The sequence below is a fragment of the Methylomonas sp. BW4-1 genome (assembly GCF_052474385.1).
Genome location: NZ_CP184125.1, coordinates 1,320,975 through 1,346,113, shown reverse-complemented (window position 1 = coordinate 1,346,113; position 25,139 = coordinate 1,320,975). Strand labels below are relative to the sequence as shown.

General features: G+C 49.7%; 19 protein-coding genes. 7 read left to right on the top strand and 12 right to left on the bottom strand.

The genetic code is table 11. The features are described from left to right. Positions 1 to 77: 77 nt before the first annotated feature. The 3 genes from sucD to ACH5Y9_RS06290 form a co-directional block, all read right to left on the bottom strand. Entirely contained in the window at positions 78 to 965 is an 888-nt protein-coding gene (sucD, locus tag ACH5Y9_RS06300) for a succinate--CoA ligase subunit alpha (protein ID WP_205450404.1), read from the bottom strand. A gap of 9 nt (positions 966 to 974) precedes the next feature. Next, complete coding sequence (locus ACH5Y9_RS06295; protein ID WP_033156533.1) at positions 975 to 2,156, bottom strand: malate--CoA ligase subunit beta; 1,182 nt, start codon at positions 2,154 to 2,156, stop codon at positions 975 to 977. Between the two features lie 110 nt (positions 2,157 to 2,266). Beyond that, positions 2,267 to 3,220, bottom strand: a complete 954-nt coding sequence (locus ACH5Y9_RS06290) for an HpcH/HpaI aldolase/citrate lyase family protein (RefSeq protein WP_445368955.1) — start codon at positions 3,218 to 3,220, stop codon at positions 2,267 to 2,269. 207 nt (positions 3,221 to 3,427) lie between these two features. On the opposite strand from ACH5Y9_RS06290, the gene ACH5Y9_RS06285 reads away from it, so the two are divergent. The 4 genes from ACH5Y9_RS06285 to ACH5Y9_RS06270 all read left to right on the top strand — a co-directional run bounded on the left by ACH5Y9_RS06285 (position 3,428) and on the right by ACH5Y9_RS06270 (position 7,485). Continuing rightward, a complete protein-coding gene (locus ACH5Y9_RS06285; protein WP_445368954.1) occupies positions 3,428 to 4,594 on the top strand; it encodes an aminotransferase class V-fold PLP-dependent enzyme in 1,167 nt (388 codons plus the stop codon). Positions 4,595 to 4,932: 338 nt separating this feature from the next. Further along, the gene (locus ACH5Y9_RS06280) at positions 4,933 to 5,469 is read left to right on the top strand and encodes a hypothetical protein (RefSeq protein WP_445368953.1); all 537 of its coding nucleotides are present in this window, start codon (positions 4,933 to 4,935) and stop codon (positions 5,467 to 5,469) included. Positions 5,470 to 5,607: 138 nt separating this feature from the next. Then, complete coding sequence (locus ACH5Y9_RS06275; protein WP_445368952.1) at positions 5,608 to 6,456, top strand: hypothetical protein; 849 nt, start codon at positions 5,608 to 5,610, stop codon at positions 6,454 to 6,456. A 57-nt stretch (positions 6,457 to 6,513) separates the two neighbouring features. After that, entirely contained in the window at positions 6,514 to 7,485 is a 972-nt protein-coding gene (locus ACH5Y9_RS06270) for a 2-hydroxyacid dehydrogenase (protein ID WP_445368951.1), read from the top strand. Between the two features lie 117 nt (positions 7,486 to 7,602). On the opposite strand, the gene ACH5Y9_RS06265 is transcribed toward ACH5Y9_RS06270, so the two are convergent. From ACH5Y9_RS06265 to ACH5Y9_RS06225, 9 genes are all read right to left on the bottom strand, one after another. Continuing rightward, positions 7,603 to 8,712 (bottom strand): hypothetical protein, encoded by a 1,110-nt coding sequence (locus tag ACH5Y9_RS06265; protein WP_445368950.1) that lies wholly within the window; start codon positions 8,710 to 8,712, stop codon positions 7,603 to 7,605. Positions 8,713 to 9,455: 743 nt separating this feature from the next. Then, positions 9,456 to 9,653 carry a hypothetical protein gene (locus tag ACH5Y9_RS06260; RefSeq protein WP_445368949.1) on the bottom strand — a complete coding sequence of 66 codons (198 nt, stop codon included), beginning with the start codon at positions 9,651 to 9,653 and terminating at the stop codon, positions 9,456 to 9,458. A 490-nt stretch (positions 9,654 to 10,143) separates the two neighbouring features. Then, complete coding sequence (locus ACH5Y9_RS06255; RefSeq protein ID WP_445368948.1) at positions 10,144 to 10,866, bottom strand: hypothetical protein; 723 nt, start codon at positions 10,864 to 10,866, stop codon at positions 10,144 to 10,146. Positions 10,867 to 10,962: 96 nt separating this feature from the next. Then, positions 10,963 to 13,221: a cytochrome c peroxidase gene (locus tag ACH5Y9_RS06250; RefSeq protein ID WP_445368947.1), complete on the bottom strand. Its 2,259-nt coding sequence runs from the start codon at positions 13,219 to 13,221 to the stop codon at positions 10,963 to 10,965. A gap of 129 nt (positions 13,222 to 13,350) precedes the next feature. Then, the gene (locus ACH5Y9_RS06245) at positions 13,351 to 14,268 is read right to left on the bottom strand and encodes a hypothetical protein (protein ID WP_192395884.1); all 918 of its coding nucleotides are present in this window, start codon (positions 14,266 to 14,268) and stop codon (positions 13,351 to 13,353) included. A 623-nt stretch (positions 14,269 to 14,891) separates the two neighbouring features. Next, entirely contained in the window at positions 14,892 to 15,689 is a 798-nt protein-coding gene (locus tag ACH5Y9_RS06240) for a hypothetical protein (protein ID WP_445368946.1), read from the bottom strand. A gap of 421 nt (positions 15,690 to 16,110) precedes the next feature. Next, the gene (locus tag ACH5Y9_RS06235; RefSeq protein ID WP_445369876.1) at positions 16,111 to 19,446 is read right to left on the bottom strand and encodes a DUF3570 domain-containing protein; all 3,336 of its coding nucleotides are present in this window, start codon (positions 19,444 to 19,446) and stop codon (positions 16,111 to 16,113) included. Continuing rightward, on the bottom strand, positions 19,433 to 19,546 hold the full coding sequence (locus ACH5Y9_RS06230; RefSeq protein ID WP_230410270.1) for a DUF4266 domain-containing protein: 114 nt from the start codon (positions 19,544 to 19,546) through the stop codon (positions 19,433 to 19,435). Before ACH5Y9_RS06230 ends, ACH5Y9_RS06235 begins: the two co-directional genes overlap by 14 nt. 127 nt (positions 19,547 to 19,673) lie before the next feature. Beyond that, positions 19,674 to 20,117, bottom strand: coding sequence for a TlpA family protein disulfide reductase (locus ACH5Y9_RS06225; protein WP_445369875.1), 444 nt, complete (start codon positions 20,115 to 20,117; stop codon positions 19,674 to 19,676). 974 nt (positions 20,118 to 21,091) lie between these two features. Between ACH5Y9_RS06225 and ACH5Y9_RS06220 the strand changes: the two genes are divergently transcribed. From ACH5Y9_RS06220 to ACH5Y9_RS06210, 3 genes are all read left to right on the top strand, one after another. Beyond that, complete coding sequence (locus ACH5Y9_RS06220) at positions 21,092 to 21,949, top strand: hypothetical protein (protein WP_445368945.1); 858 nt, start codon at positions 21,092 to 21,094, stop codon at positions 21,947 to 21,949. Between the two features lie 62 nt (positions 21,950 to 22,011). Beyond that, positions 22,012 to 22,827, top strand: coding sequence for a VPLPA-CTERM sorting domain-containing protein (locus ACH5Y9_RS06215; RefSeq protein ID WP_445368944.1), 816 nt, complete (start codon positions 22,012 to 22,014; stop codon positions 22,825 to 22,827). A gap of 219 nt (positions 22,828 to 23,046) precedes the next feature. Next, positions 23,047 to 24,576, top strand: coding sequence for a tetratricopeptide repeat-containing sulfotransferase family protein (locus ACH5Y9_RS06210; RefSeq protein WP_445368943.1), 1,530 nt, complete (start codon positions 23,047 to 23,049; stop codon positions 24,574 to 24,576). Positions 24,577 to 25,139 lie beyond the last annotated feature (563 nt).

The window sequence follows — 25,139 nt, the reverse complement described above, 5'->3', positions numbered from 1 at the left end:
AGGGCAAGCTAAAGAACCTCAAGTCAACACAAACAAAAAAGCCCGCCGAAGCGGGCTTTATTTTAGCGGTGGGGAACTTACAGCTTTGCCAATACCTTAGCCACTGTCTCACCCATCGCCGCAGGAGTTGGAGCAATAATCACGCCCAACTCTTTGAGCATCTCAACTTTCTCCGCCGCCGACTCGCCAACCGAGGAGATAATCGCTCCAGCGTGGCCCATGCGGCGGCCTTTCGGAGCGGTTAAACCGGCAATGTAGGCCACAACGGGCTTGGTCATATGTTCTTTGGCAAACATACCGGCTTCCACTTCTTGCGGTCCGCCGATTTCGCCGATCATCACCACGACTTTGGTTTCCGGGTCTTGCTCGAATTTTTCCAGAATATCGCGGTGCGAGCTGCCGTTGATCGGGTCGCCGCCGATGCCGACTGAAGTCGACACGCCGATGCCCAGCGCTTTCATTTGATCGGCCGCTTCGTAACCCAGGGTACCGGAACGACCAACGATGCCGACGTTACCAGGTATATAAATATGCCCCGGCATAATGCCCAGCATGGCTTTACCTGGACTGATGGTGCCGGCACAGTTAGGGCCGGTCAGCACCATGCGTTTTTCCTTGGGAAATTTGCTCAGAAAGATTTTGACTTTCATCATGTCCTGAGTCGGGATGCCGTCGGTAATCGATACGCAGTATTTGATGCCGGCTTCGGCTGCTTCCATGATCGAATCGGCGGCATAAGCCGGCGGCACGAACACGATACTGGCTTCGGCGCCGGCTTGCTCCACGGCGTCCTTCACGGTGTTGAACACCGGGCGGTCCAGATGTTTTTGCCCACCCTTACCCGGCGTGACGCCCCCGACCACGTTAGAGCCGTATTCGATCATCTCCTGGGCATGAAAAGTACCAATCTTACCGGTAAAGCCTTGAACGATGATGCGAGTGTTTTGATCGATAAAAATTGCCATGTCTGTTCCTTAAGCTTGCGCGGCTACAACTTTGTTACGGGCTTCGACCGCTTTCTCGGCGGCTTCCGCCAAGGTATTTGCCGTGATGATCGGCAAACCGCTTTCTTCGATGATTCTGCGGCCTTCCTCGACGTTGGTACCGGACAGACGGACCACCAGCGGCACCTGCATGTCGATTTTTTTCACCGCATGCACCACGCCTTCGGCAATCCAGTCGCAACGGTTGATACCGGCAAAAATGTTGACCAGCATGGCTTTGACGTTTTTATCCTGCAACACCATACGAAAGGCTTTTTCGGTGCGTTCGGCCGAGGCGCCACCGCCGACGTCCAGGAAATTCGCCGGCTCGCCGCCCGCCAGTTTGATCATGTCCATCGTCGCCATCGCCAAGCCGGCACCGTTGATCATGCAGCCGATGTCGCCGTCCAGACCGACGTAGCTCAAACCTCTATCAGCCGCAGCCATTTCCCGTGGGTCTTCTTGCGTTTTGTCGCGCAATTCGGAGATTTTTTGCCGACGGAACAAGGCGTTGTCGTCGAAGCCCATTTTGGCATCTAGGGCGATCAATTCGTCGTGGCCGGTAATGACCAAAGGATTGATTTCCACCATATTGGCGTCCAGCTCACGCATCGCCCGGTAGCAGCCTTGAATCAATTTCACTGCTTGCGGAATCAGATCGGCGTTCAAGCCCAGCGCAAAGGCCATTTCCCGCGCCTGGAAATCCTGCAAACCAACGGCTGGCTCGATGTAGATTTTTTTGATCGCATCCGGATTGTTTTCCGCCAGTTCCTCGATCTCCATGCCGCCTTGTGCGGAGCCAACCATGACGATCCGTTCCTGGGCGCGATCAATCAGCAGGCTGAAATATAGTTCCTTGGCAATATCGGTGCCGGCTTCGACATAGAGACGCAAGCATTGTTTGCCGGCCGGACCGGTTTGATGGGTCACCAGTTTTTTACCCAACAAGGATTCGGCGGCATCGCTGACTTCGTCGTGGGTTTTGCAGACTTTGATACCGCCGGCCTTGCCACGGGCGCCGGAATGAATTTGGGCTTTGACCACCCAAACGTGGCCGCCGATGTCGCGGGCGCGTTGCACGGCATCTTCCGGGCTATAGGCCAAACCGCCGTCAGCTATTTTCACGCCATAGTCGGCTAATAGCTGCTTTGCTTGGTATTCATGAATGTCCATGGACTCTCTCTAAATGAATGGAAATCTCGTAGGCTGGGTTGAGTATTGGCAAAACCCAGCAAGCACCTTCAAGCTGGGTTTCATTGCATTCAACCCAGCCTACGCTTGGCTTATTTGGTTTTGGCGGCAATCGCGTCGGCGGCACGGACGATGTTATTGGCCATCCGTTCGGAAGCAGCATCGATCAAACGACCGTCCAGCGCCGCAGCGCCTTTGCCTTGTGCGGCCGCTTCTTGCAAGGCCGCCAGGATACGCTTGGCTTTTTCCACTTCCGCAGCGGGCGGCGTGAATACTTCGTTAGCCAACGCGATTTGTGAAGGGTGAATGGCCCACTTGCCCTCGCAACCCAAAGCAGCAGCGCGGCGGGCACCGGCTTTGTAGCCTTCCGGGTCTTTGATGTCGCCGAATGGGCCGTCGATAGGACGCAAGCCATAGGCTCGGCAGGCTACCGTCATTCGGCTGATCGCTGCGTGCCATTGGTCGCCTGGGTAATCAGGGTTCAAGCCGCCGATATTCACAGTGCGGGCACGGTTGCTCGCGGCATAATCAGCAACGCCAAAATGCAGGGCTTCCACCCGGCCGCTAAGCGCACCTTGTTTGGCAATATCTTCGACGTTGGCCATACCCAGAGCGGTTTCAATAAGACATTCGATGCCGATTTTGTTTTTCAGGCCTTCCTGCATTTCCAGCTGCGACAGCATCGCATCAACCATATAGACATCGCCGTAGACGCCGACTTTAGGAATCAGCAACGTGTCGATTTTTGCGCCAGCTTGCTCGACCAAGTCAACCACGTCGCGCACCATATATTGCGTATCCAGACCGTTGATACGTACGGACAGCGTGATGCCGTTACCTTTCCAATCCAAATCGTTGATGGCCTGGATGACGTTTTTCCGCGCTTGCAGTTTATCGTCCGGCGCAACGGCGTCTTCCAGATCGAGAAACACAAAGTCCACACCGCTTTTTAAGGCTTTTTCAAACATTTCCGGACTGGAACCCGGTACCGCCAATTCGCAACGTTGTACGCGCTGGGCATTAGCTTCGTAAAGAGTGTGACTCATGTATGTTTCCTACGGTTGGTTGGCCGGCTAAAAAACCGCGCCATGTATGGATTGAAGAACGTGACATTTTACTTTCAGGGCCTGCAATGTCAATTGCGCTTGTCAGCTTCGGTGCAGGTTTGCGCCAGTAAACGACTTGCCGAATCACGGCTTCTGTGGCAACATCCCGCGATTTTCTAAGCTTCCAAAATTCCAAGGAGACACCAGATGGCAGGTCGCAATCACCTATTTGTTCCAGGGCCAACCAATACCCCACATGAAATTCTGAGCGCGATGCATGTGCCGATGGAAGATCACCGTTCGCCGATTTTCCCTAAATTGCTGACGCCGATTTTGGAAGACCTGAAAAAAGTGTTCCGCACCGAAACCGGCCAATGCTTCGTGTTTCCCGCGACCGGCACCGCCGGCTGGGAAGTGGCGATGACCAACTGCTTGAACCAGGGCGATAAAGTCTTGATTTACCGCTTCGGTCAGTTCGGCCACTTGTGGGCGGAAGCCTCCAGAAAATTAGGCTTTGACGTGGAAATTCATCAAGTTGAATGGGGCAAAGGTATTCCTTTGGATCATTTGCAGGCGCGTCTTAACGAAGATAAAAATCACGAAATCAAAGCCATACTGGCGACACATAACGAAACGTCTACCGGTGTCACGAGCGACATTCCTGGCGTACGTAAAGCGCTGGATACGGCAAGCCACCCTGCGTTGCTGTTCGTCGACGGCGTCAGCTCGATAGGCAGCCTGGATTTCCGTCAAGACGAATGGGGCGTGGACGCCAGCATCGCCGGCTCGCAAAAAGGCTTTATGTTACCTGCCGGCCTGGCAATTCTGGGCTTCAGCCAGAAAGCCCTGGCCGCGATTGATAACAGCAACTTCCCGCGGTCTTTCTTCTCATTGAAAGACATGGCAGCCTCCAATAAAGATGGCTACACCCCATACACCCCGTCCACCCCAATGCTTTACGGCTTGCGCAAAGCGCTGGAATTGCTGCTGGAAGAAGGCATGGAAAACGTCTACGCCCGTCATCACCGCTTGGGTGAAGGCGTGCGCCGTGCGGTCGCGGCCTGGGGCTTGCAAACTTGCGCGCAAGCAGGTTGGGACTCCGACACCGTCACTGCCATCGTGGTACCGGCCGATAAGGATGCCCGCCACGTCATCAGCACCGCTTACAACAAATACAACATTTCATTGGGCGCAGGCCTTAGCGAAGTAGCGGGTAAAGTGTTCCGCATCGGCCACGTTGGCGATATGAACGATGTTTCCTTGTTGGGTGCGATTGCCGGCGTGGAAATGGCTATGCTGGACCATGGCTTTGACATCAAAGCCGGCAGCGGCGTAGCAGCAGCCATCGAGTATTACCGCTCAACGGCTAAATAACATCCCTTAGATTTGACGGGTGGCCTGCTTAACCAGCCACCCGTCATTCGATCAGCTAGTTATTCCCTCCGCCCTAGCCCCCATCACTGCCCAAAACAGGCGGATATACCGCTTCCCTGTACTTTAGAACACGAGACAAGCAGCTGTGTTTTGTGCTTTAAGCACCAAAACTAACCATCTTTTGCACCATTCCACACCAAACGACACCTGATTTTTCACATCGAAAACAATTAAAACATCAGTAATTACTTAAAATAAAAGACTTTTTAAATAAAGGCATTACTATTGCTGATATTTTCTTGAGTTATCTTCTGACTCCAACGCCAAAGGAGAAAATCATGAGACACCGCCTATTGTTGTTAGCAGCACTGATCGCTCCTGCTCATGCGGAACTTCATGAACATGAGCCCACTGAAATTCACCATCAAGGATTGCTAAAAAACGCCACTCAAAATAGCTTGGCGCCAAATTCCGACTTTTTAGCACCCGGTCTATGCTGGCTACCCGGCAGCTTAACCGGCAACCATAGCGTCGACCAGATCAACACTTGCGTTATGGAAGCCATTTACACCTCAGGATTAAATCGCGGCAATACCATAGAAGCTCGCGAAATTGGCGCAATGAACTGGTCCGTGATGAACTATCCCGCCATCAGTAGCGGAGCCTGGTCATTTATCCCCGACATTGGTTACCAGTTTCTAATGGAGAAAACCGCAGATGGCCAACCCGGCCAGCCAGCCGTTGCGGTGCTTAGTGAAAAATCCTTGTCATCTATGCCCCTCGCCACGCTAACTTGGTTCGTATTGGGCTGCATGCTGGGTTCTTTAGCATTGCTGCGTAGGAACCAAGAAAAGCTGGCAATCGTCACCGATTAAATTTTTAGCGGACGTTTGCACTGCTAATTTCAATTCTTTATAGTCCCATCTGCCGGTGCTTTGTTCAGCACCGGCATTCTCTGGGGCTAGTCCGCTATCTCCCGATCATCAGTCGACAAAGCGTTGGGAGATGCGAATATGGCAAAAACTCTATATCAACTATTAAACATACCCGAGTCCGCCGACGACCAACAAATCCATCGCGCATTCAAGGATATTGAACGCCATTTGCTAAAACGCGAAGACGACGCCGGCATCGATACACTGAACCGAACCCGAGAAGCATTTGTAATCCTGTCCGACGCCAATCGGCGCATCGCCTATGATCGTAAATTGGCAGCCAGCCGCTTGCCGCAGGATCTATCGCCGCCCGCCGCTATCAACCACCATCCTGCATCAACATGGTTGCAACGAGTTGCGATTGCCGCCCTGCTGCTATTTCCAATTGGCTCTTGGCTTTATCACGATCATCAGCAAACCAAACAACAAGCCGAACTAGAGCGCATCCAAAATGACAAAGCTATTGCGGCTGCCGAATTGCTAAAAAACCAGCGGGAGCAAGCGTTACGCGAAAATCAACAGATTAGCGCTCAATACCAAGACGAACAGGCAGCCAAACGCGCGGAAATGGAATTAAGGCTCAGGCAACAGCAGCTGGATGACGCCAGAATACTGACCGAGCAACAGCTGCAAAACCAAGCTCGCGGCCTGGATTTAATGGAAAAACGTCTGAACACGGACGCGCGCGCGCAAGAACAAAACATCGCCGAACGCCAAGCCGAACTGCAATACCAAAAACCGGCGATGGCGATGGCCTTGCAAGAGCAAAAAGACCAACATTTGGCCCTGCAGCGGCAAAGATCCCTAAAGCAACACGATGAAAACATCGCCAGCATCAATAGTCTGCGGGCGGCGCGCTTGAAAGCCTACGACCGTGATCACGGCAATGGCGGCATAAGCACCTCCAACCCGGCCGTCGATCCTTGACCACCTCACGACCGATTCTAACCTGAAAGTACCTGACGTTTTACGATAGGAAATCCCATGAACAAACCCAAAGTCCTGCTTAGCCGCCGGTGGCCGGCAAGTGTTGAAGCCAAAATGCAAAGCCTTTATGACGTCACGCTGAATATCGACGACCATCCCTTGAGTGCTGACGAATTTAAGGCGGCATTGCAAAATTACGATGCGGTGTGCCCCAGCGTTTGCGATTCCCTGCCGGCCGAGGTGCTGAATGTCGCGAACAAGCGCTGCAAAATCCTGGGTAATTTCGGCGTGGGTTATAACCATATCGATATTGCCGCCGCCAAACAACAGGGGCTGATCGTCACCAATACCCCGGGCGTGTTGACGCAAAGCACGGCTGATATTGCGATGACTTTGTTACTGATGTCCGCACGGCGCGGCGCGGAGGGAGACAGGTTAGTACGTGCCGGCGCATGGGCCGGCTGGTGCCCAACGCATATGATGAGCAGTGACGTGACCGGCGCCACGCTCGGACTAGTCGGCTTCGGCCGCATCGCTCAAGCCATGGCGCGCAAAGCCCATCACGGCTTTGGTATGAAAATCTTGTATCTCAAGCCCAGTCCGGCAGACCCCGCCGTCGTTGACGAACTAAACGCGGAGCGTTGCGATACGCTGGAAGCACTATTACCGCGATGCGATTACGTGTCGCTACATTGTCCGGGCGGCAACGAGACTCGGCATTTAATCAATGAAAAAACCTTGAATTTAATGAAGCCTACCGCGCATTTGATCAATACTGCGCGCGGCGACGTGGTAGATAGCAAGGCCTTGATCAAAGCCTTGCAAGAAAAACGCATCGCCGGCGCCGGCCTGGATGTTTACGAAGGTGAGCCCAACATAGATCCGGGTTTTTTGACGCTGGACAACGCCACACTGCTCCCCCACTTGGGCAGCGCCACGATTGCAACGCGCACCGCGATGGGGGAAAAGGTGCTGGAAAATCTTAAGGCTTATTTCTCCGGCAAAGACATACCGGATCGTATAGCTTAGAATCAAATTATTTATTCTCGAAAGTAAAGTATCCTCCGGGAAAGCGCCCGTGGGGCTGTTGTGAACGGCTCAAAGCGGTGCTCACAGGTAGGTTTCCCTCGTGAGTATATGAAACCATCAAATCACACTCAATTTTAGGCTGGTGCCATCATTATCAAAATGCCATTGCCGACCTGTTGGTAGTTGAGGCAAAATCAGGTTGGCTTGGTTAAAATCATCCGTGCGAATGTCGTTAGCGGTGATTATGGTGAAACTGTTGCCTATATTAGGCATAAAGCCATTTTTCAGGCTGATGGCGATTTTGGCGCTACCAACAATATAAGCCTCGCCGTTAACGTGCAGCTTGCTGTTATTGTTCAAGCCACCAATTACAAAGTTCAGTGTACCATCACCGAATACTGAATAACCCATTTCAGGAGTTAGCGTCAATTCACCGAAAGGTGATGTGGAATTGCCGGGCGATATACTAAAACTGGCGTTCCATAATTGTTCAGGAAACTTCAATATCGTACCTGTTCCGGTCAGAATTCCTCCCTGGAAGTCAAGTAAACGTGATCCGAAAGTACCGTTTACCTTAGTTTCGCCTTCAAATTGCTTGTAACTGCCAGATTTGGTAGATATGAAATTGCATGTACTACCCTGAGCAATCTCAAAATATCCACGATTTTCTATCTCAGGCGCCTCAGAACCCTGCGATTGGCATAGATTTACTCCATTATTGCGGTCTATTATGAATTTGCCGGTAACCTTGTTATCAATTTTGCCCCAGAATATATATGTCCAAGGCATATAGTCCTTTGCTGGGCGAAGTTGTCCACCAATTGTTCGTGGATCTAAGGCGATATTTTCACCAACAGCGTTATTTACAGCAATGGTACCGGAGTTTTCGATCTGCGCTTGGGCTCCCTGTTTGTAACAATCAAAATATCCGCCGATAGCAATATATCCCTTGGCATAGTTGACCAATTTTTGCCCAGGACAAGTTATTTTTGACGGCAAATAAATACTTCCATAGTTTTCTAGTAATAAAGGTAAGTAATCATCAGTTTCACCAAGCACTAGTCCACGATTTATTATATTATCAAAGCCTGGGCTTGATAAACCAGTTATAGTTTGATTGGCTTCAATAGTATACGGTGATGCAAGAGCTTGGCTGCCGGACAATATTAAATTCGCAATTATTAGCATTGATTTTATATTGTCATTTAAATGTTTTGATTTTTTCATTAAATTTTCCTTATTTATTGATTAAGCTCAGCTCTTGATGGGGGATGCATAGTTATGACTAAATGTGCATCCACTTACAGTGGCAATTTAAAGGCTTGTGAAATTTAGGTATTGTTGGATTTCGCAACGAAACTTTTTTCTTTGCTACAAACTTGATAAATGAATAAGACGCAGATACAACTGGTCAGCAGAAGTTTGCCACTAAGTTAAGGCAATATTCAGGCCTATTCCGTTATAAGTTCTTGGCTGTGCAAACTTGCTTCCTTCAAACATACTTAGAGAGCGTTGCCATCCAAATGCAAGACAACATCATCAACTTTAGGTGTGGGTAATGCCCCAAAGTGCGGCAAATGCCTTAGAGATAGAAAGGGTTACTAGCGGTGTAAATACTCAATTCCAGGTCAACAAAATTCCATCGCTTTTTACTCACTGATGATCGGTATCGGAGTGGCGTAAAAACCGTGTGTTATTGAATGACTGATCGTATTTTAAAATGCCGTGAAATCGCATGCAGTAGTTTACGCATGATAGCGCAGGCGACTTGTAACGGCTTCCTGCCATTGTCGACCAAGTGCTGGAAATAAGCTTGACCTAGGGATCATCTTGTTTGGCGCTCAGAGCCGGCATATGCAATGCCTAACCAATATGCCTGTTACCCACTTTGGATGGCGGCATTTTCTTGTGCATACTTTTGCCCGGTTCAAAGGCCTTGGGATCTAGCCCGGCAAACTGACCCACTCGCGCTAGGACAGGTTGGCCGGTAGTAACAACAGCTCGCCCATCAAAGCAATGGCGCTGGTTTGGTTAATGCCTGTTGCTGGTAACAAATTCAAAATACGCGACAGCTCCGAGTGAGCCTTGCCCCCAATCATCGCTTCCGTAGCCAACGCAGTAATGCGTTTTTCCAATTGACTGATCGCCAGCTTGGCATCGCGCAGCAACGCCTTCGGTTTTTTTTGCGTCGCACTCAGCGCGTGCAGATGTTTTTTCTGACCGGGCAGAGCATCAATGCGACCAACAAACCCGCGTAAAGTCAGGCGTTGATTGATGGTCGTGCCCGAGCGACAAAACCCATGCGCTCCACATATTTCATCAGGGTATTGGCATCGACAGCGTCGGTTTAATACCTTGGTAAAGTGTTGCGAGGCCTAGGGATTGCCCCACATCTCGGGAATACCGGCGTCATGCGACGAAATCGCCAGATCGAAGTGCTCAATGCAGGCACATCCAGGCAGCCCTTGATACCGGCTAATTGACACTGGACAATGCGTCAACTCCTGCCCCATCTGGGCAGCGCCACGATTGCAACGTGCACCGCGATGGGGGAAAAAGTATTGGCGAATTTGCAGGCTTATTTTTCAGGCGAGGAACTTCCGGATAGAGTGATCTAGTCCGGCACAACAAACCATGAACCGGCTTATCCCTAACGCTTTAAGCAATGGTGGGCTGTTTACGTTTTTTAAAACCCAAAATTCCCAGCAAGCCTACTAGAAACGACCAAACCGCAGCGGGTAATGGCACTGGTGCAGCCAGCATAGTACTCGCAATTTTAACGTCAGCCGAAAGCGTTTCCGATGCACCGGGATTGAGTGAAAAACTAAATACTCCGGAACTGCCATTGACAGTGAACTGCTCGGAAAAAGGCACTGAAAGCGTGGCGTTAAGACTATCGAAACCGCTAAAAGTGTAGTCTGAGCTGTAATAATCAAGATAGACATCGCTGTCGGCAGTTTCACCGGCAACTGCAGCATGAAGTATATAGTTCAGCGTTAAATCCACATTGATTACAGCCGTGCTGGAATTAAAAAAATTCAAACTGAATACACCGTAATGCTGCGACTTAAACTCACCGGCATTGTCTTGACCGCTCACAGAAAAACTTAAGGGTGTGTCCAGAGTTAAAGGAAACAAACCGGCACCGTGGCTTGGCGTTACCGTACCATTGTCGGCAATCAAGAAAGAGTCCGGACTACCCAACATTTCAAAAGATCCGTCGATATCGAGTCCGTCAGCGCTCGAAGAAAGACTGTAAGTGAGCGTGGCATAATTACTAAATACGCTTACCGCATGGGCCTGCTGCCCGTAAAACACCGACAATATTGCGACGACCGTCGGGTAAAAAAATCTAGCGCTTCCGTTATTTGCAAATCCCATGTTGAGAATCCTAAAATCTAAAGTTCAAATTGAATGTGGGCTAGCGCAAAATCTGATCGCCCCAGCCCACATCTTTAACACCTTGTTTACATACAGCTAAGGTGCCAAGTAAGTATCGAAAGGCCGAATCGGGTCTTGCAAACCATTCGCCCCCACTGCGGGTATGGTCATGGTTTCTTCTATCGCCAGATTGCTGTTCAATGGATTACCTGGAGTCACGGCGACATTGTCCCCGGCATGTCCGTGCGGTACGACAATTTCCGGATGATCGAACGGTGCCTTGTCGTAGCGAACTCGTTCATCGGTGAGCGTTTTCAGAAACTCAATCAAATCGGCTCGTATCGATGCGGGCTGGCCGGACAGAGCGATCTGATTGACAACGATATGCTTGTTATCATTGTTGAAGTTACCCTTTCTGGAATAAAACTCAAGGACTTGCTCCAAAGTAGACATGCTGCCGTTGTGCATATAGGGCCCAGTCAATTCAATGTTACGTAAAGTTGGGACTTTAAACGCAGCCTTGGTGGCAATACTCATTTTCTCTGTCGTCAAGTTCGCTAAAGCCGCAGCGGCTGTGGGAATGTAAGCCGAGCTGGCAACGGTACAGTTTTGGTTTCGTAGCAGCCCTTCTTTGCTACCATCTGCGATAATTCCGTCAGCTACACCAAACCAACGAGAAAACGGTATCGCGTTATCCGCCAAAGCTTTAATGAAGTCACAGGCTTGCAAAGTCGAGACTCCCGAATCCAGCACACCAGCTGGATTATCGAGCAAGTATTGGACATATTGCTTGGTAAATGACAAAGGATTGCCAAAATCGTCCGCGCCATCAACACCGACATCAGAGTCCGGGTCCGCTACGCCAGTGTTGGCAAAACCTAAGTCCATCAATTTGTAATAGCTGGTAGCGCCATTTCGAGTAGTGTCCCGAGTCACAACATTCGCGGCTGGTGTGATACCGCCGATTCTGCCGCCGTCACCGTCACCGATAGCATTCGGACCGTAAGGAATAGGTTGACTAAGCGGTCCATAATTCATGCCCGGCGTAGGCGTCACCAAACTGGCATTGGTAGCTACCGCTGCAATGCTTAAGGTCGGCCCACCATGGCACAGTTGACAATGGTTGCCGGTAAAAGCCTCAAACCCGCGTGTCAGGGTATCAATTTTTTCCTGATCGTACCCTAAGTTAGTCCAAATAGGCTCCAAGCTATCGGGATCGCGTGCGGTCAAATCGATTGGGGCCTGGTCCGAAATTAACGTGCCTTGGTATAACTGTAATGCGATACCGAAAAACATCGAAAAATTGGCTTCCATTTGGTCGTAAGGGGCTTGTCCCTGACGCCCCCCGAAAGGACCGATACCGCTATAGGACCAGTATTTCTGATTAAAAGCTTGCTTGATTAGTGCTTTATAAGTGGTATTTAGGCCGGGCCGCAAATTTCCAGCGCTGCTTAAACTATACGGACCAAGCACGCTATCTTCGTTGTGAACCTTTTGGTTCTGCAGCGGCTGCCTTAACAATAGTTTTCTTCCGATATCGGGCCAAACTCGCTGCCTGCATCCCATTTCCGAATCACTCAGAGGCGGAGCAACCGCTAGAGAGGCCAATGAAGAATTGACCAAATGTAAGCGTGATTTTTGAACATTACGCGCATTGACTTTCTCCCAGACACCGGCCGTCGGGTCACGGTCGCCCCATGGACTACTGCCGTTAAACACGTTATTGGCTCTGCCGTCCCAAAAATTGCGATGATTAAAAACCGCGTTGATCACGGTTGGCGCGTTACGCGGCTCAACCCGCCGCGTCCCAATACCATTCACGTGAAACACCGGATCAGCGCCTCTGCCGCATTGATCGTTATTGCCACTAAACTGTGATGCACTAATGAAGGTTCCGCTAAAAGTACCTGCCGAAGACACTACATCGTCGGAATTAAAGGTGACCTGACTCGCTGAATTTAGCGGATCGCTATATCGACGTAGCGGAAAGTCGGCAACGCTGAGTTCGTGATTGGGACCACCCAAGCCGGTCGGCAACGCTTCGAAGGTCTGCCCGCTGGGCTGAGTACTTTTTTGACCAGGATTGATTTGATTTTTGACGCGGCTATCCGCGCCGGCATGGAAATGACAAGAACCGCAAGCCATGCCATCGCTGCCGACATTGACATCCCAAAATAACGCTTTACCTAAAGCGATCGCTTTATTCTTGTCCACAACAATTGGATTTGGACCATCGGTAAGTCCCGGCACGGGCGGAACCGGCACACGTTGCAGCGGCATAGGCATAGGCCCATGGGCAACTGCTGCCTGCGACACGACCAAACAACACATAATAACAATATCGGTTAATCTCATTTTTTGCCTCTAAATTAATCCTATCCGTCGCTTGATCAAGTATGCCGCAACATTGCCACCAACAGCCAACTCGCCAAGTCGCCAAGTCTCGTTGCAAGAGCGGCGAATTCACTCTTGCAACAGTAGCGTTTACCGTGAAAACTTACTCGAATTGCGCTTACCAAAGCCCAACAAACCGACCAAGGCACTACCAAATAGCCAAACAGCACCAGGCAACGGGACTGGAGCCGCAGTGCTAAGATTCAATCGATACCCAGCGTGCGGGTTAAAGTTACCTTCTCCCGAGTTACCACCCAGATATATTGAATAAACCTGTCCGGCAACTGCGGTAAACACCAATGCGTTCGTAGCATCTACGGTCGCGTCATGCGTCAAATAGGTTAGGCCGGTGGTGCCCATGGGGTTGTCCGCGGTAAAACTGGTCTCGTTCCAACCCGCATGGTGGCTATAGTTGGGGGTTGTAGCCTTGGATGTATCCGTATCCATGCCGGTAAAAACCGTAACACCAAAATTGCTCCACGACTTATCGGGCTCGGAAACATTAAACAGTGGCGTTAACCTGATGGATACTTCGGTGGTAACGTCGGATTTGAACAAGCCTATATCGGTATTGTGCGCCCAACCGGTAGAGCCATCGAACCAAGCACCTTTAGCAGTATCGATATTGGCCAAGTACGTTGTACCCGCCACTGGACCCCATGCAGTGCCGTAGCGCGTCGCGGCATCGGCTTGCGAAATCTCCAAAGAATCTCCCGCAGCCGTGACATGCGCCGCCCAGTTCGCAATCGACAAGCCTTCGTAGCCAAACGGCCTTACCGCACCAACTGTTCCCAACCAAGGCAAAGGGGTTCCGGTATTAGTACCATTGTTATTGCGAGTCCAGCCGTCGGTAGATAAGGCCGCTGCATCGGTAGGATTACCGTTGGTAATGGGCTTATTGGTGTTATACATCGTGGTGGAGGCTGAAGCATTTGATACGCCAGCGAGGGTTATTGCGCCGCCAGCGATAGCTAAAGAAATAGCTTTGGCAAGTGTGTTTCTTATCATCAGATTTATCCTAAAAAATATGTCCTAAAAAGTTACTACTGAACTAGACTGCTAATGACAAAAAGGCCATTGTTGATCCCTTACGCTAAGCATCAACCGAGAATTAGCAAAAACGATGCCATAGCGAAAAGCCTTATAAAGCCTAGCCTTAACCAACAATAATCAGACCCCAGGAAGAAAAAACAGGTTAAATCACTTATTTAAATATGGGAATTGGCGCTAAAGAGCGCCGGTGGGAATGCAAGACCAACACCAAAAGTATGGTCAGTCACTTGTGAACAAAATAATTCCGTTTTTGGTTAGATCAATAGCGGACCAAAAAACGTCCTTTGCAAATTAGACTTCATATTTTTCACAGTCAACGCGACAATTATAAGACTTTGGTCTAATTTACTTTTTACCAACAAGCGCCTTGTTGGTCGCAAATGTTCCATAAATTAATCTATGTTATATACAACATAGATTTACAGGCATTTACCCTATTTTCGAGCTATTCAGGTAATGGCGAGCAAGCCATTTTCAGGGACTAATTTATAGCCACCACTTCCATTCCGCTACAAACAAAGAAGGGCAAGACGAACTCGCCTTGCCCTTCAGTTCAAGCAGAATTTCAAATAACCAGCTTAAATCATGGCTTTTCTGCGGCCTTGCGCAATCATGCCCAACAAAGCGGAACCGAACAACCATACCGCGCCAGGCACCGGCACACTTGAAACAGGCGCATCCAGAGTGATATCGTCAATACGAATATCCCAGTCCGGATAACTGCCCAAAGCATAGTTTACAGTTGGGCTATGATTAAAGCCCTGGAAAGTCAGCCAGAACGCACCTATATCACCCCAATCGGAATCGGCAGCCAACAGGTCACTTAAAGTGACGTTCTGATCGAAAGTACCATCGTTAGCTACGACATAGCTAGCGATAGGTGCAGTATTACCGCCTTCCGGGTCACTGCTTGAACCGGCACCGCCACTAGTTCCACCGGCAACAGTCGGCAGACCGTTGTTGATAGCATTGCTGTAACCGTACAGCACGAAATTGCCACCCGCCTCGCCATTGGTTACGTTCAGGTAGATATTTTGCAAGCTGAAGTTGGAAAGATCGGCCATACGCACATATAGGCCGGTGGAATCCGGATGGTACTGCGCTTCGCGATCACCTGAAGTACCTTGACGATGATAATGAGCGCCGGAATCAGTAGGATCGCCCACAGTACCCACTACGATACCGTTTTGAGCGAAGCAATTGGAATCTGGACAGCCACCGATAAAAGCGCCAGTTGTTTCATTGGCGTTACCATAAGTAGCCGCTGTCATTCCTTGGAAATCGACAGTCGCCGCTTCAGCATTAGTCGCTAAAGCCGCCGTGCCAACCAAAAATAAACCACCCAAGGTCTTGAGTGTAAAAGCTTTGTTCATCATCGATAAAATCTCCATCAGATAAAATCATTACGCAACAGACCGATGGCCTGTCATTCAGTTTGAATGTCCGGATTTCGGGGGATTGGACATTTACATTCAAAAGCGCTGGTCAAATCTATTTTCCACTCCACCAACGGCAATCCATGGGAGGCTAAAACCTGGCTTACCGAATTTTTGAGGTGTACGACGATTTGTTCAGCACTTGCATCAGGGAATTCCGCCTAGAAAGCGGGCTTAGCCAACAGATTTCCCGACAAAGCTACAGCAGTTATCATGCCATCCTTAGGAAATCATATGTTCTGCGGGCTCCACGGCTTTCGCTCTGGCGAAAAAATCGAATAATTGAGCCATATCACTTATTTTCTGAAAAACCGAGGCAAAGCACTTACATATTTGCTGAGTGGCTAAATACCAGGCCTTTCTAAAACGCATAATTCCAAGTAGCCGACAACACACCTTCGCGCTCCAGCTGGAAACCGTTAAATTTGTCGGCGACAGGCTGCTGCCATTCCACACTAAAGTTGTGACCTGCCATCGCACCATCCGGCACGTTCAGATTTAGACCGAAGCCAACATCCCAGAATTTACCGCCGTAGTTGGCTGGACTGTCAACCGTCGCACCCGAAGAGCTTATTCGATTAAACGCACCGCGTATTTTGCCCTGGTCGGTATAAATACCGCGCAACGTGGCCGAGAGCCAAGTGGACACGCTATAGCCACCCCAAGCCGTGGCCTGAAACATGTCACCCAAGGCGTAACCCGATGGATTTCGGTCCTGTAAACGCTTGGTACCGCTAAGTTGAGCACCCCAACTCCAATCGCCAATTTGACCGGTATAAGTTAAACTGGGCTTGAAGTCCCAGGTACCGCTGCCAAGTTGCATGCCGTAATCTTGTAACTCGCTGTCCGGCTCGTCTCTACCATCCAGCGTCACGCCCACATCGCCGCTAGGCGCACTAACGCCCACGCCGGCATGCACATGATGACCGGGCGCATCGAACACCTTGACCATCGCCACCATCAGCGTGTCACCTAAACCGTGACTTTCGTGCCCGGACCCGTGTGCAGTCTCTGCAACCGCCCCCGGCAATTGTTCCAGGCTCATGTTCATATCCATCAACTGCGGCATCAGCATCAGATTCAGCCAATCAGTAGGTGCGTACATCAAATCAAGCATATGCATGTGCATACCCATTTCGGTCGGCCTCGAGATACAGCTGGTTGTACCGCAAGCATAATTCAACACAGCGCTGTCACCGGCGGCATGCGAGCCTTGATACATACCACCGGACTGATTGGCGTACATGTATCGGTAACCTACCATGATGTCGTCCGCACTATTCATCATATGCGCGAACATCACGCCAGCCGGGGCCGATACGCCGTGATTATGGTGATGATGGTGATCGCCGGCGCCACCGCCGAAAATTTGTCCCGGTGCCGATAGCGCGATATTGAGTCCTGCATGCGCCATCCAATAACTAAAATCGGCGTAATCACTTTCGCCACCCCCACCCAATTTCAGATTACCTTGATGGGTGTAATACTCCATGCCCAATTCCAGTTTGATACCACGATTAAACTGCTTGGCTACGGTAACACCGCCGCTCAGGGCTCCATAGCCGGAAAGGCGGAAATCGCTGGAATACATCCCGTCGGCGCGCGGTGCCAAAAAATACGGCGCGAAAAAATCGGCCTGGGATTGCGAGTAATAGCGCAGACTAGGCGTAACGGTGAGACCGAAAGGCAGTTTTTGCAGCCACTTCATTTCCATAGTGTGGGAATCAATGCCCCAGTCATCCCGAAAATAACGATAATCCATGTGCAAAGCGGCGTCGACCGCCGGGATATATTGATTCAGCCGGGTAGAGAAAGAAAATTGATTCCTCAGATTTGGACGAACTTCGCGGAATAAATCGATACCGACAATTTCCAGATTTGTAATGCCACTCCAGTTTACGGTTTCCGGCGAATTAAACATCTCATAATATTCTTCGGCAGTAACTTCGCCACGTACGTACACATATTTATAAGGGTTGCTAAGGTATCCGCTTTGCCGGGTGTAGTTGGCCGAAAGTTGCAATAATGCATTCTTATTAAGCACTTGGGACAGACCAAGATTGAACCCATTGGACTCACTAGACTCATCAAGCTCAGGATAAATCGCCGGATTGTGGCCCGGATCTTGTGAATGATGATCGCTGTGTCCACCACTGCTTCGCGTAACATCATTATGGGTGTAACTATAACCAGCCGAAACAGTGGTAAGTTTGTTATTGAACTCCTGCGAGAAATTAACCGAACCGAAGTTTGAGTTGAAATCGGGTTCGTTCGATTGACCGCCGGAAACCCCCAAAGTAGCGTCATCGAAATAATATTTGGCGCCGAATACGGGTTGCGTGCGGGTTTCTTGCGGCTGAGTCTGGAACGTTTGCTTGACCCGAGTGTTGGGCGGGACAACTTGGTTCAGAAAATTGCGGTATATACTGATTAAGGCGTTCTTTTCGAATGCCGCCTTTTGTGCAGCCGCATTATCAATAATAGCTTGTCGCTGAGATGCAGACGCCGTTTCAAGACTGCTCTGATATGCACTATAGGCCTGCAGCCATGCAATTTGTTCCGGTGTTGCGTTGGCAAATTGCGCTGGCGCAAGATTGATGTCGTCAACCCTCAGCTCAAAATCAGCGCCTGAATTTGTCACATCTTGTATATAACCCTTGTAATGAATCCACAGCGCATTAATATTCGAGAACGATGAATCAAGAGCCAAAATGCCGGTATGGTTGGTGGCAACTTGTTGATAAGCCACTCGATTCGCGTAATTTGCGCCATCACCCGTGCTCAAGTTGTGATTCACTGCCGAATTAAAACCGAGGATTTCCCAGACATCATTAACGCCTGAGCCATTTGCTTGCAGACTGTTAAAAAACATATTTGCAGCGCGAAAAGCCTTACCATCCAATTCGCGGATATAAATGCCCGATGAGTCGGCATGGTATTGGATTTCACGATCTGCAATTGTGCCTTGTCGATGGAGATGCCCGTCGGGGTTTAGAGGATCGGTAATTGTGCCGACTACAATGCCATTTTGTTGATAACACCCCGCTCCACCCGGGCAGAACCCCCCAGTATTGGTATCAGCCTTACCGTAAACAGCCGCGTTTACTCCCTGAAAATCGATAGTAACTGCGCTGGAAATAGTCTGCCCCCAACCCGCCGGAAAACCGGGTGCTGGATTAGCAGCTTGATACTGGGTAAGCAGTTGATCGGTATTCGCCGTTATAGCAGCGGTACCCTGCTGGATTAAATTCAATTCGAGCTGTTGGCTTTGGGATCCTATGGCTGTATAGGCTTCGAATGGTTCTTTAAATGACATTACACCTTGATATCCGGCCAACTTGGTCGGATCTACTCCGCCCGAGGCAGCCGAAATCACATCGGCACGATTCTGGTTTTGATCTATTTTCGCTTGGTTTGCCATCACCTCGGGCATACTGAACGACGGTGTCGCGCCACTGTATGTATCCCGATCCACGCTAAAGGTAAACTCCAGGCGATCCGACATTGGAATCACAAAATCGCCGTGATATACCTCTACGCGCATTCGGTTATCGCTTTCCTGATAATAGCCGTACTGCGCATTGGCCTCGGACTGAGTCGTCGGCGTTGCCGCATGACTATCCAGCCCGGGCAATCCTAACGCTGCAGATGTCAGCGCAGCTAAAACCTTGTTTTTTTCGAGCTTAGTTGCAGCCACAGCCGCCTCCCGAACCGCCGTGTCCACCCTGCGAGGCTTCCTTGCTGGTAAAAATATGATCTCGAAAAGCTTCCCTGTTTGGATACGGCGTGATCGCCATTTCGTCTTTGGCAAGATTACCTCTTTCCCAAGGAGACACGGCGCTACAGCCAACACATTGAGTCAATACAATCAGAGCTAGCCCTTTGCATATAAGCGAAACAATCCGATTGTTATCCAACAACATCTTATTCGCTCAATAACTGGGTAATCTGCTTGCGCAACCCTTCTTTGTCTTCGTCGCGAAAGCCCAAATGAATCATCCGAATTTTGCCTTGTTTATCGACGATAAATGATGACGGCATGGCTGTTACTCCGAAAATGCGCGGACAGTCGCCTTCTGGATTAAACGACATCGGATAGTCGACTGCGGCGGACTTCAAGTATTCTTGCGCAGTCTCGATGTCTTCATCGACATTAATTCCTAGCACTTCAAAGCCGTCCTTGAGTTGTTCATTACGTAATCCGTTCAAAAATGGCATCGCTTTTCGGCACGGGCCGCACCAGGTCGCCCAAAAATCTATCAATAACACTTTGCCCTTGTAAGCGGAAATATCTAGCCGATTAGTCCCATCTGCCCTAGTTGCGGGGCAACTCGGCACCGAACTTCCTATCTCTGCGGACAACACCATACTGCAATGGGCTATGAGGCAAAACGCTGCTACGACTTTTAATTTCATGGTCTGGGTATGTCTATAATGTTGCTGTTATTGCCGTTTAGTTTTTTGAACCTGCAGTCACAACCAACGCCTCCCGGCCCAGGAAAAGACTACGGACTACTTTTGCAAGCAATACACAATCGACATCTTTCAAGATAAGCCAAGCTCATGCTTGCTGCTACACCCAATTTACAGCAAGTAATATGCCACAAATAATATTGCGCATTATAAAACTCTAAAAACCAGGCAACCGGTCCGGTTGCGGCACGTGAACATGTTACAAATACGCATATCGAAGTTCGTTAAAAACCGTAACAATCTGCCCAGTAAACCAGCAAAATCAAAGCGTTGCGGTGTTCCTATCGGAACCACCTCCTAGATGCTGTACGGTTTTAATACGTTCGAATATGCGCAATCAGTAATTCGAATAACGTTCATTTGCAGACATTGAGCTCTGCATTCAACCCTGATTGTCCATTAGAGGCTGAATCGCCCTAATATCAACAAGTTACTCTAATGGCATCCATTAGAAATCGTCAGAATTCGGTGTATTTCTGGCGAATGGATTATTTGGGTTCAAGTTTAAACTTGCCTGGCATACTGGTTTATACGTTAGACAAAAAGCCAAAAATACTAGTAATCACCTGCAATTACGTCGATACGTAGTTATATAACATAGTTTAATTATTATCCTTTCAAACCTTTGCTGACTGAATCAACTCACGCCCTCAGCCGACCCCTGATTCAGCCGTTTATAAGATTGTGGCCGACGAAATGTCTAACGAACATGGTACGGATATTGCGGCAGCTTTTGACGTATTGCCTATCCTACGTTGCGACCTATGACCCACTGTTTGATTCCACTGAGCTCTAGCCTTAAAACACATCAAGGACAGGCATGTTCTTTGATTTTCATGCCTCTAAAACTTTTCAAGGAAAAAATCACTATGCAGAAATCGATATTTCGCTGCCTGACTACCAGCAGCCTTATTCTGGCGAGTTCGCAGTCCTTGGCAGCAATTGCGCCGCCCACCTTACCAACCGTGATTGGATTCAGCGCCTTAGGTACTGCAACTGCCGGCAAACCCGATCTTCCGGCAAACCCTGCAACAGGCGGCTGCCCAGGCCCCTCGGCTATTTACGGCACATGCTACCAGGAGGACGGTTTTCTGGTGGGAGTGGTTTACGAGGGAGGCGGCGAACATATTCATAGCGCGACAGTTAGCGGGAACAAACGCGCTCAATATCATGCCGATTCCACCGGCATATATATCAGGGCTAAAGACAGTTCCGCCTTTAGCCTAGATAGCATGGACTTCTTTGCCCCGATTAATGCCGGCAACCCTATTTACGGCGATAATCCAACTTATACCGCCTACGATGACGGCAATGGCGGACAGTACTTGGTACCCGAGCCAGTTTCTTCTAGCCCCGACGACACAGCCTTGCTAGGCGACAACGAATATTGGGAAATTCTGGGTTTTAATAGCGCTGCGAATCCAGGCCTTGCCGGCGCGACCAGCGACGGCACCAATTACTCGACGCGCGTGGCGTATCAAACTGTCGCTAATGGCTTCCAAGGCAATTTGCTGCTCAACGAAGACTTTCGAAATATCAATGCCTTCTGGATCCATTACCACGGCTTTCCCCGCGTTCCGGACATCGGAATCAGCTTCGGCATGCAATTAGACAATGTCAATATTTCCACGGCAGTGCCGATTCCAAGCGCAGCTTGGCTATTTATCACCGGCCTCGCAGGCATGTGGACTGCAGCCGGAAAATTCCGTGACCGAGGTGAGGCTTAATTTGGCTATCGGCATTTGTGAAATCTTTTACAACTCCCTCTTCCCCCAACCTGGAGATATTTATGAATAAAGCAAAACCGGCTTTAGCGGTAATTTGGTTAGCAATGCTTGCAGCAAGTAGCCATGCCGACGCGGCGATTACCGCCCCAACCTTCGTCGACTTCGGCGTAAAACCCGATAGAGCTTCGCCGAACCCGGTACTACCGGTTGGCGCCTATTACGGCCACGCCAACACCGCCCCCGGCGCCGATGGCACTTGCAATACCACGGCATGCATTTATCAGAATGGTCTTGTCGTCGGCACATTGTCGGAAGCAATCAATACCGGGGGGCATCTACATGCACTGAATTCCGTGACGGATTCCGAGGTGTCTTACCATGCTGATGCACCGGGTATCTATATAAGAGCCCTAGACTCGACCGCGTTTAGTCTGCACAGCATACAATTCAAAGCACCTTACGCCGCTGAAGGAAATCCTTATGCCGGCGGAACGCCAATACCGGAAAATTTTGATCCGGCAATTCATTTTTACGAAATCATAGGGCTAAGCAGCGCCTTGAACCCGGATTTGACCAATGGCGACGGCACCCACTATAGCAACCGAGTAGCCTATCAGACAGTTGAAAATGGCTTTTCCGGAACGCTGGCACTGAATCAAGACTTTGCGAATGTCGCGGCGGTCTGGATACATTTCCATGGCGCGCAAAGCGTTGAGGATATAATCGAAATCGGCGCGGAATTCAAAGTGCAAATTGACGATATTGCCGTAGATACACCAACAGCAGTCCCCCTTCCCGCCGCGAGTTGGATACTCGGCAGCGGACTGTTAGGCTTGATTTCGATTGCCAGAAAAAACCGGCAGCCAACATCACGCTAAGTATGCTCACAACCAGGTGATAATAGCTGGCGCGGCTAAGATATAATCAGCGTCAATAACGTATTGAAACCCCAGCGGCAGGAGGCCAAGACAAATTACAGCAAACCGCAATCCCCTAAAGCACCTCACGTAATTGATTTAAGCGAGTTTTGCAACTTCGCTTAACAATAAAAACGCCCCCTCAGACAACTGTCATTCGATTTTATAGCGATAAACACCATGACCCCATTCATGCAACTCGGCCAGGCCGCCGTCCAACAAAAAAATTTCAGCGAAGCGGTGGTATGGTTTACCAAGGCAGCGGCGGAAAGCCCTAAAGATCCGCAAATCAAGGCCTGCTTGGGACAATCGCTATGCTGGCTCGGGCAGCGCGAGGAAGGCTTGGCGCACCTTCATCAGTCCGGGCAGCTGCTGTTAAAAAAATCCCGTAAAAGCCGCGACATTGGCCTGGCTCTGGATATGGTCGACCAATTGCAGTATTGGAACGATTTTCCCGGTGCACTGGCGCTATGCAAACAAGCCGTGCAAATCAATCCGGGGCAATTGCGCGGCTATCAATTGCTGGCCTTGACTTATTCTCGTTTAAATCAGAAAAAACTCGCCCTCGCAGCCGGTAGACAAGCATTGAAATTGGCACCAAACAGCGCAGTATTGGCGATATTACTCGCCACTCTGGAAGCTGCTGATGGCCTACACCAAGAAGCCAAACAACGCTTGGAAAAGGTATTGCAAAATGCCTTATTGACCACCGAAGAAAGGTTCCGAGCCCATAAAGAGTTGGCCCGCATCCTGGACAAGCTTGGAGAATATGAACGGGTTTTCCCGCATTTGCATGCGGCCGCCGAACAGGCACCGCATCTGGCGGAAGTAAAACGCCAAGACGCCGGTTTAGTGCCAAAAATGCTGGCAACGCATAAGACGGAATTTGATAGCGAACTACTCGGTCGCTGGGCCAATACCGAATTCCCCGCCGACCAACCCGCACCGGTTTTTCTGTTGGGCTTTATGCGCACCGGCACTACGCTGACCCAGGAAGTGCTGGCCTCCCATCCGGAAATTTTTGTCGCTGACGAAACCGACTTGGTTATCTCGATGGCGAAGGAACTTAAGCGAATATCGAATGAACAAGGAAGCGTCGCCGAGCAACTACGCAAGCTCGATTTAGCAGGCGTGCTGCACTTACGTGCGTTTTACTGGCACCGGGCCCGCGCCTTGTATGGCGATAAGATCGGCACCCGATTATTGCTGGATAAAACCACGATGAACACCATCGATCTGGGCTTGATCAACTGCATCTTTCCAGACGCCAAACTGGTATTTTTGCTGCGCGACCCGCGTGACGTTTGCTTGAGTTGCTTCATGCAAACCATGTTGCCGACGCCGTCAACGGTGCAATTGCTGAGCTGGGAAAGCACTGCCCGGTTTTATACGCAAGTCATGGACTGGTGGCTAACTATCAAACCCAAACTAACGATGGATTATATCGAGTTCCGCTACGAAGATGCGGTATTTGATTTCGAACTGGCATTCCGAAAGGTATTTGATTTCATTGGTTTGGAGTGGGATCCGGCGGTCGCCGAATTCCATAAAAAAGCAGCCGGCAAGTACATCGCCAGCCCTAGTTTTAGCCAGGTCGCGCAACCTTTATATTCATCATCAGTTGGCCGTTGGCAGCATTATCGGGCGGAATACACTTCCATCCTGCCTGAACTGCAACCCTTTATAAACGAGTTTGGCTACGAAAATTAGTTTTAATTGAGGACTGGGGACGGGATTCATATCCCGGAACCCGGCCTACTCAAAGCGATTGGTTTTGCCAGCCATTAACCTAGAACAGCCGATCCACATCAACTGAACACAGTTACGTCGCAAGCCACTCAGTCCGACCGCAAGGCCTCGATAGTCTGCAATTTAAGGTAAATAACCCAATTTCCGACACGCCAAATAGCCAAAACTCGTCCACCGGAAGAGATCCCCCCCAAAACCGGATAAATAATGCCGGAATTTGCAGAACAAAAAAATATTTCCCAACAAAAGCCTCTAAAACATACCCTCTAGCGAAAACTTACAGCACTTTTAGCGCCGGCAATCTAAATGACTGTGTCATATAACGCATAGATAGGGCATATGACACACTTATCCAAAAGCTAGAAATTTGACATATCGAAAAAATCATCTAGCGACCCGAAGAAGCTTGTTCTCAGCTGAAAAAAATCAGCATCAAATAAATTCTTATCATTGATTTATATAAGTTTTTTCAACAAGATTACGATAAAACACATTCGGGCACGGCTATTGCTTTGGCCTGGGGG

Excerpts from the sequence above, each read along its gene's own strand:
- sucD (WP_205450404.1), bottom strand. The coding sequence starts at position 965 with ATGGCAATTTTTATCGATCAAAACACTCGCATCATCGTTCAAGGCTTT.
- ACH5Y9_RS06295 (WP_033156533.1), bottom strand. The coding sequence starts at position 2,156 with ATGGACATTCATGAATACCAAGCAAAGCAGCTATTAGCCGACTATGGC.
- ACH5Y9_RS06290 (WP_445368955.1), bottom strand. The coding sequence starts at position 3,220 with ATGAGTCACACTCTTTACGAAGCTAATGCCCAGCGCGTACAACGTTGC.
- ACH5Y9_RS06285 (WP_445368954.1), top strand. The coding sequence starts at position 3,428 with ATGGCAGGTCGCAATCACCTATTTGTTCCAGGGCCAACCAATACCCCA.
- ACH5Y9_RS06280 (WP_445368953.1), top strand. The coding sequence starts at position 4,933 with ATGAGACACCGCCTATTGTTGTTAGCAGCACTGATCGCTCCTGCTCAT.
- ACH5Y9_RS06275 (WP_445368952.1), top strand. The coding sequence starts at position 5,608 with ATGGCAAAAACTCTATATCAACTATTAAACATACCCGAGTCCGCCGAC.
- ACH5Y9_RS06270 (WP_445368951.1), top strand. The coding sequence starts at position 6,514 with ATGAACAAACCCAAAGTCCTGCTTAGCCGCCGGTGGCCGGCAAGTGTT.
- ACH5Y9_RS06265 (WP_445368950.1), bottom strand. The coding sequence starts at position 8,712 with ATGAAAAAATCAAAACATTTAAATGACAATATAAAATCAATGCTAATA.
- ACH5Y9_RS06255 (WP_445368948.1), bottom strand. The coding sequence starts at position 10,866 with ATGGGATTTGCAAATAACGGAAGCGCTAGATTTTTTTACCCGACGGTC.
- ACH5Y9_RS06250 (WP_445368947.1), bottom strand. The coding sequence starts at position 13,221 with ATGAGATTAACCGATATTGTTATTATGTGTTGTTTGGTCGTGTCGCAG.
- ACH5Y9_RS06245 (WP_192395884.1), bottom strand. The coding sequence starts at position 14,268 with ATGATAAGAAACACACTTGCCAAAGCTATTTCTTTAGCTATCGCTGGC.
- ACH5Y9_RS06240 (WP_445368946.1), bottom strand. The coding sequence starts at position 15,689 with ATGATGAACAAAGCTTTTACACTCAAGACCTTGGGTGGTTTATTTTTG.
- ACH5Y9_RS06230 (WP_230410270.1), bottom strand. The coding sequence starts at position 19,546 with ATGGCGATCACGCCGTATCCAAACAGGGAAGCTTTTCGAGATCATATT.
- ACH5Y9_RS06225 (WP_445369875.1), bottom strand. The coding sequence starts at position 20,117 with ATGGTGTTGTCCGCAGAGATAGGAAGTTCGGTGCCGAGTTGCCCCGCA.
- ACH5Y9_RS06220 (WP_445368945.1), top strand. The coding sequence starts at position 21,092 with ATGCAGAAATCGATATTTCGCTGCCTGACTACCAGCAGCCTTATTCTG.
- ACH5Y9_RS06215 (WP_445368944.1), top strand. The coding sequence starts at position 22,012 with ATGAATAAAGCAAAACCGGCTTTAGCGGTAATTTGGTTAGCAATGCTT.
- ACH5Y9_RS06210 (WP_445368943.1), top strand. The coding sequence starts at position 23,047 with ATGACCCCATTCATGCAACTCGGCCAGGCCGCCGTCCAACAAAAAAAT.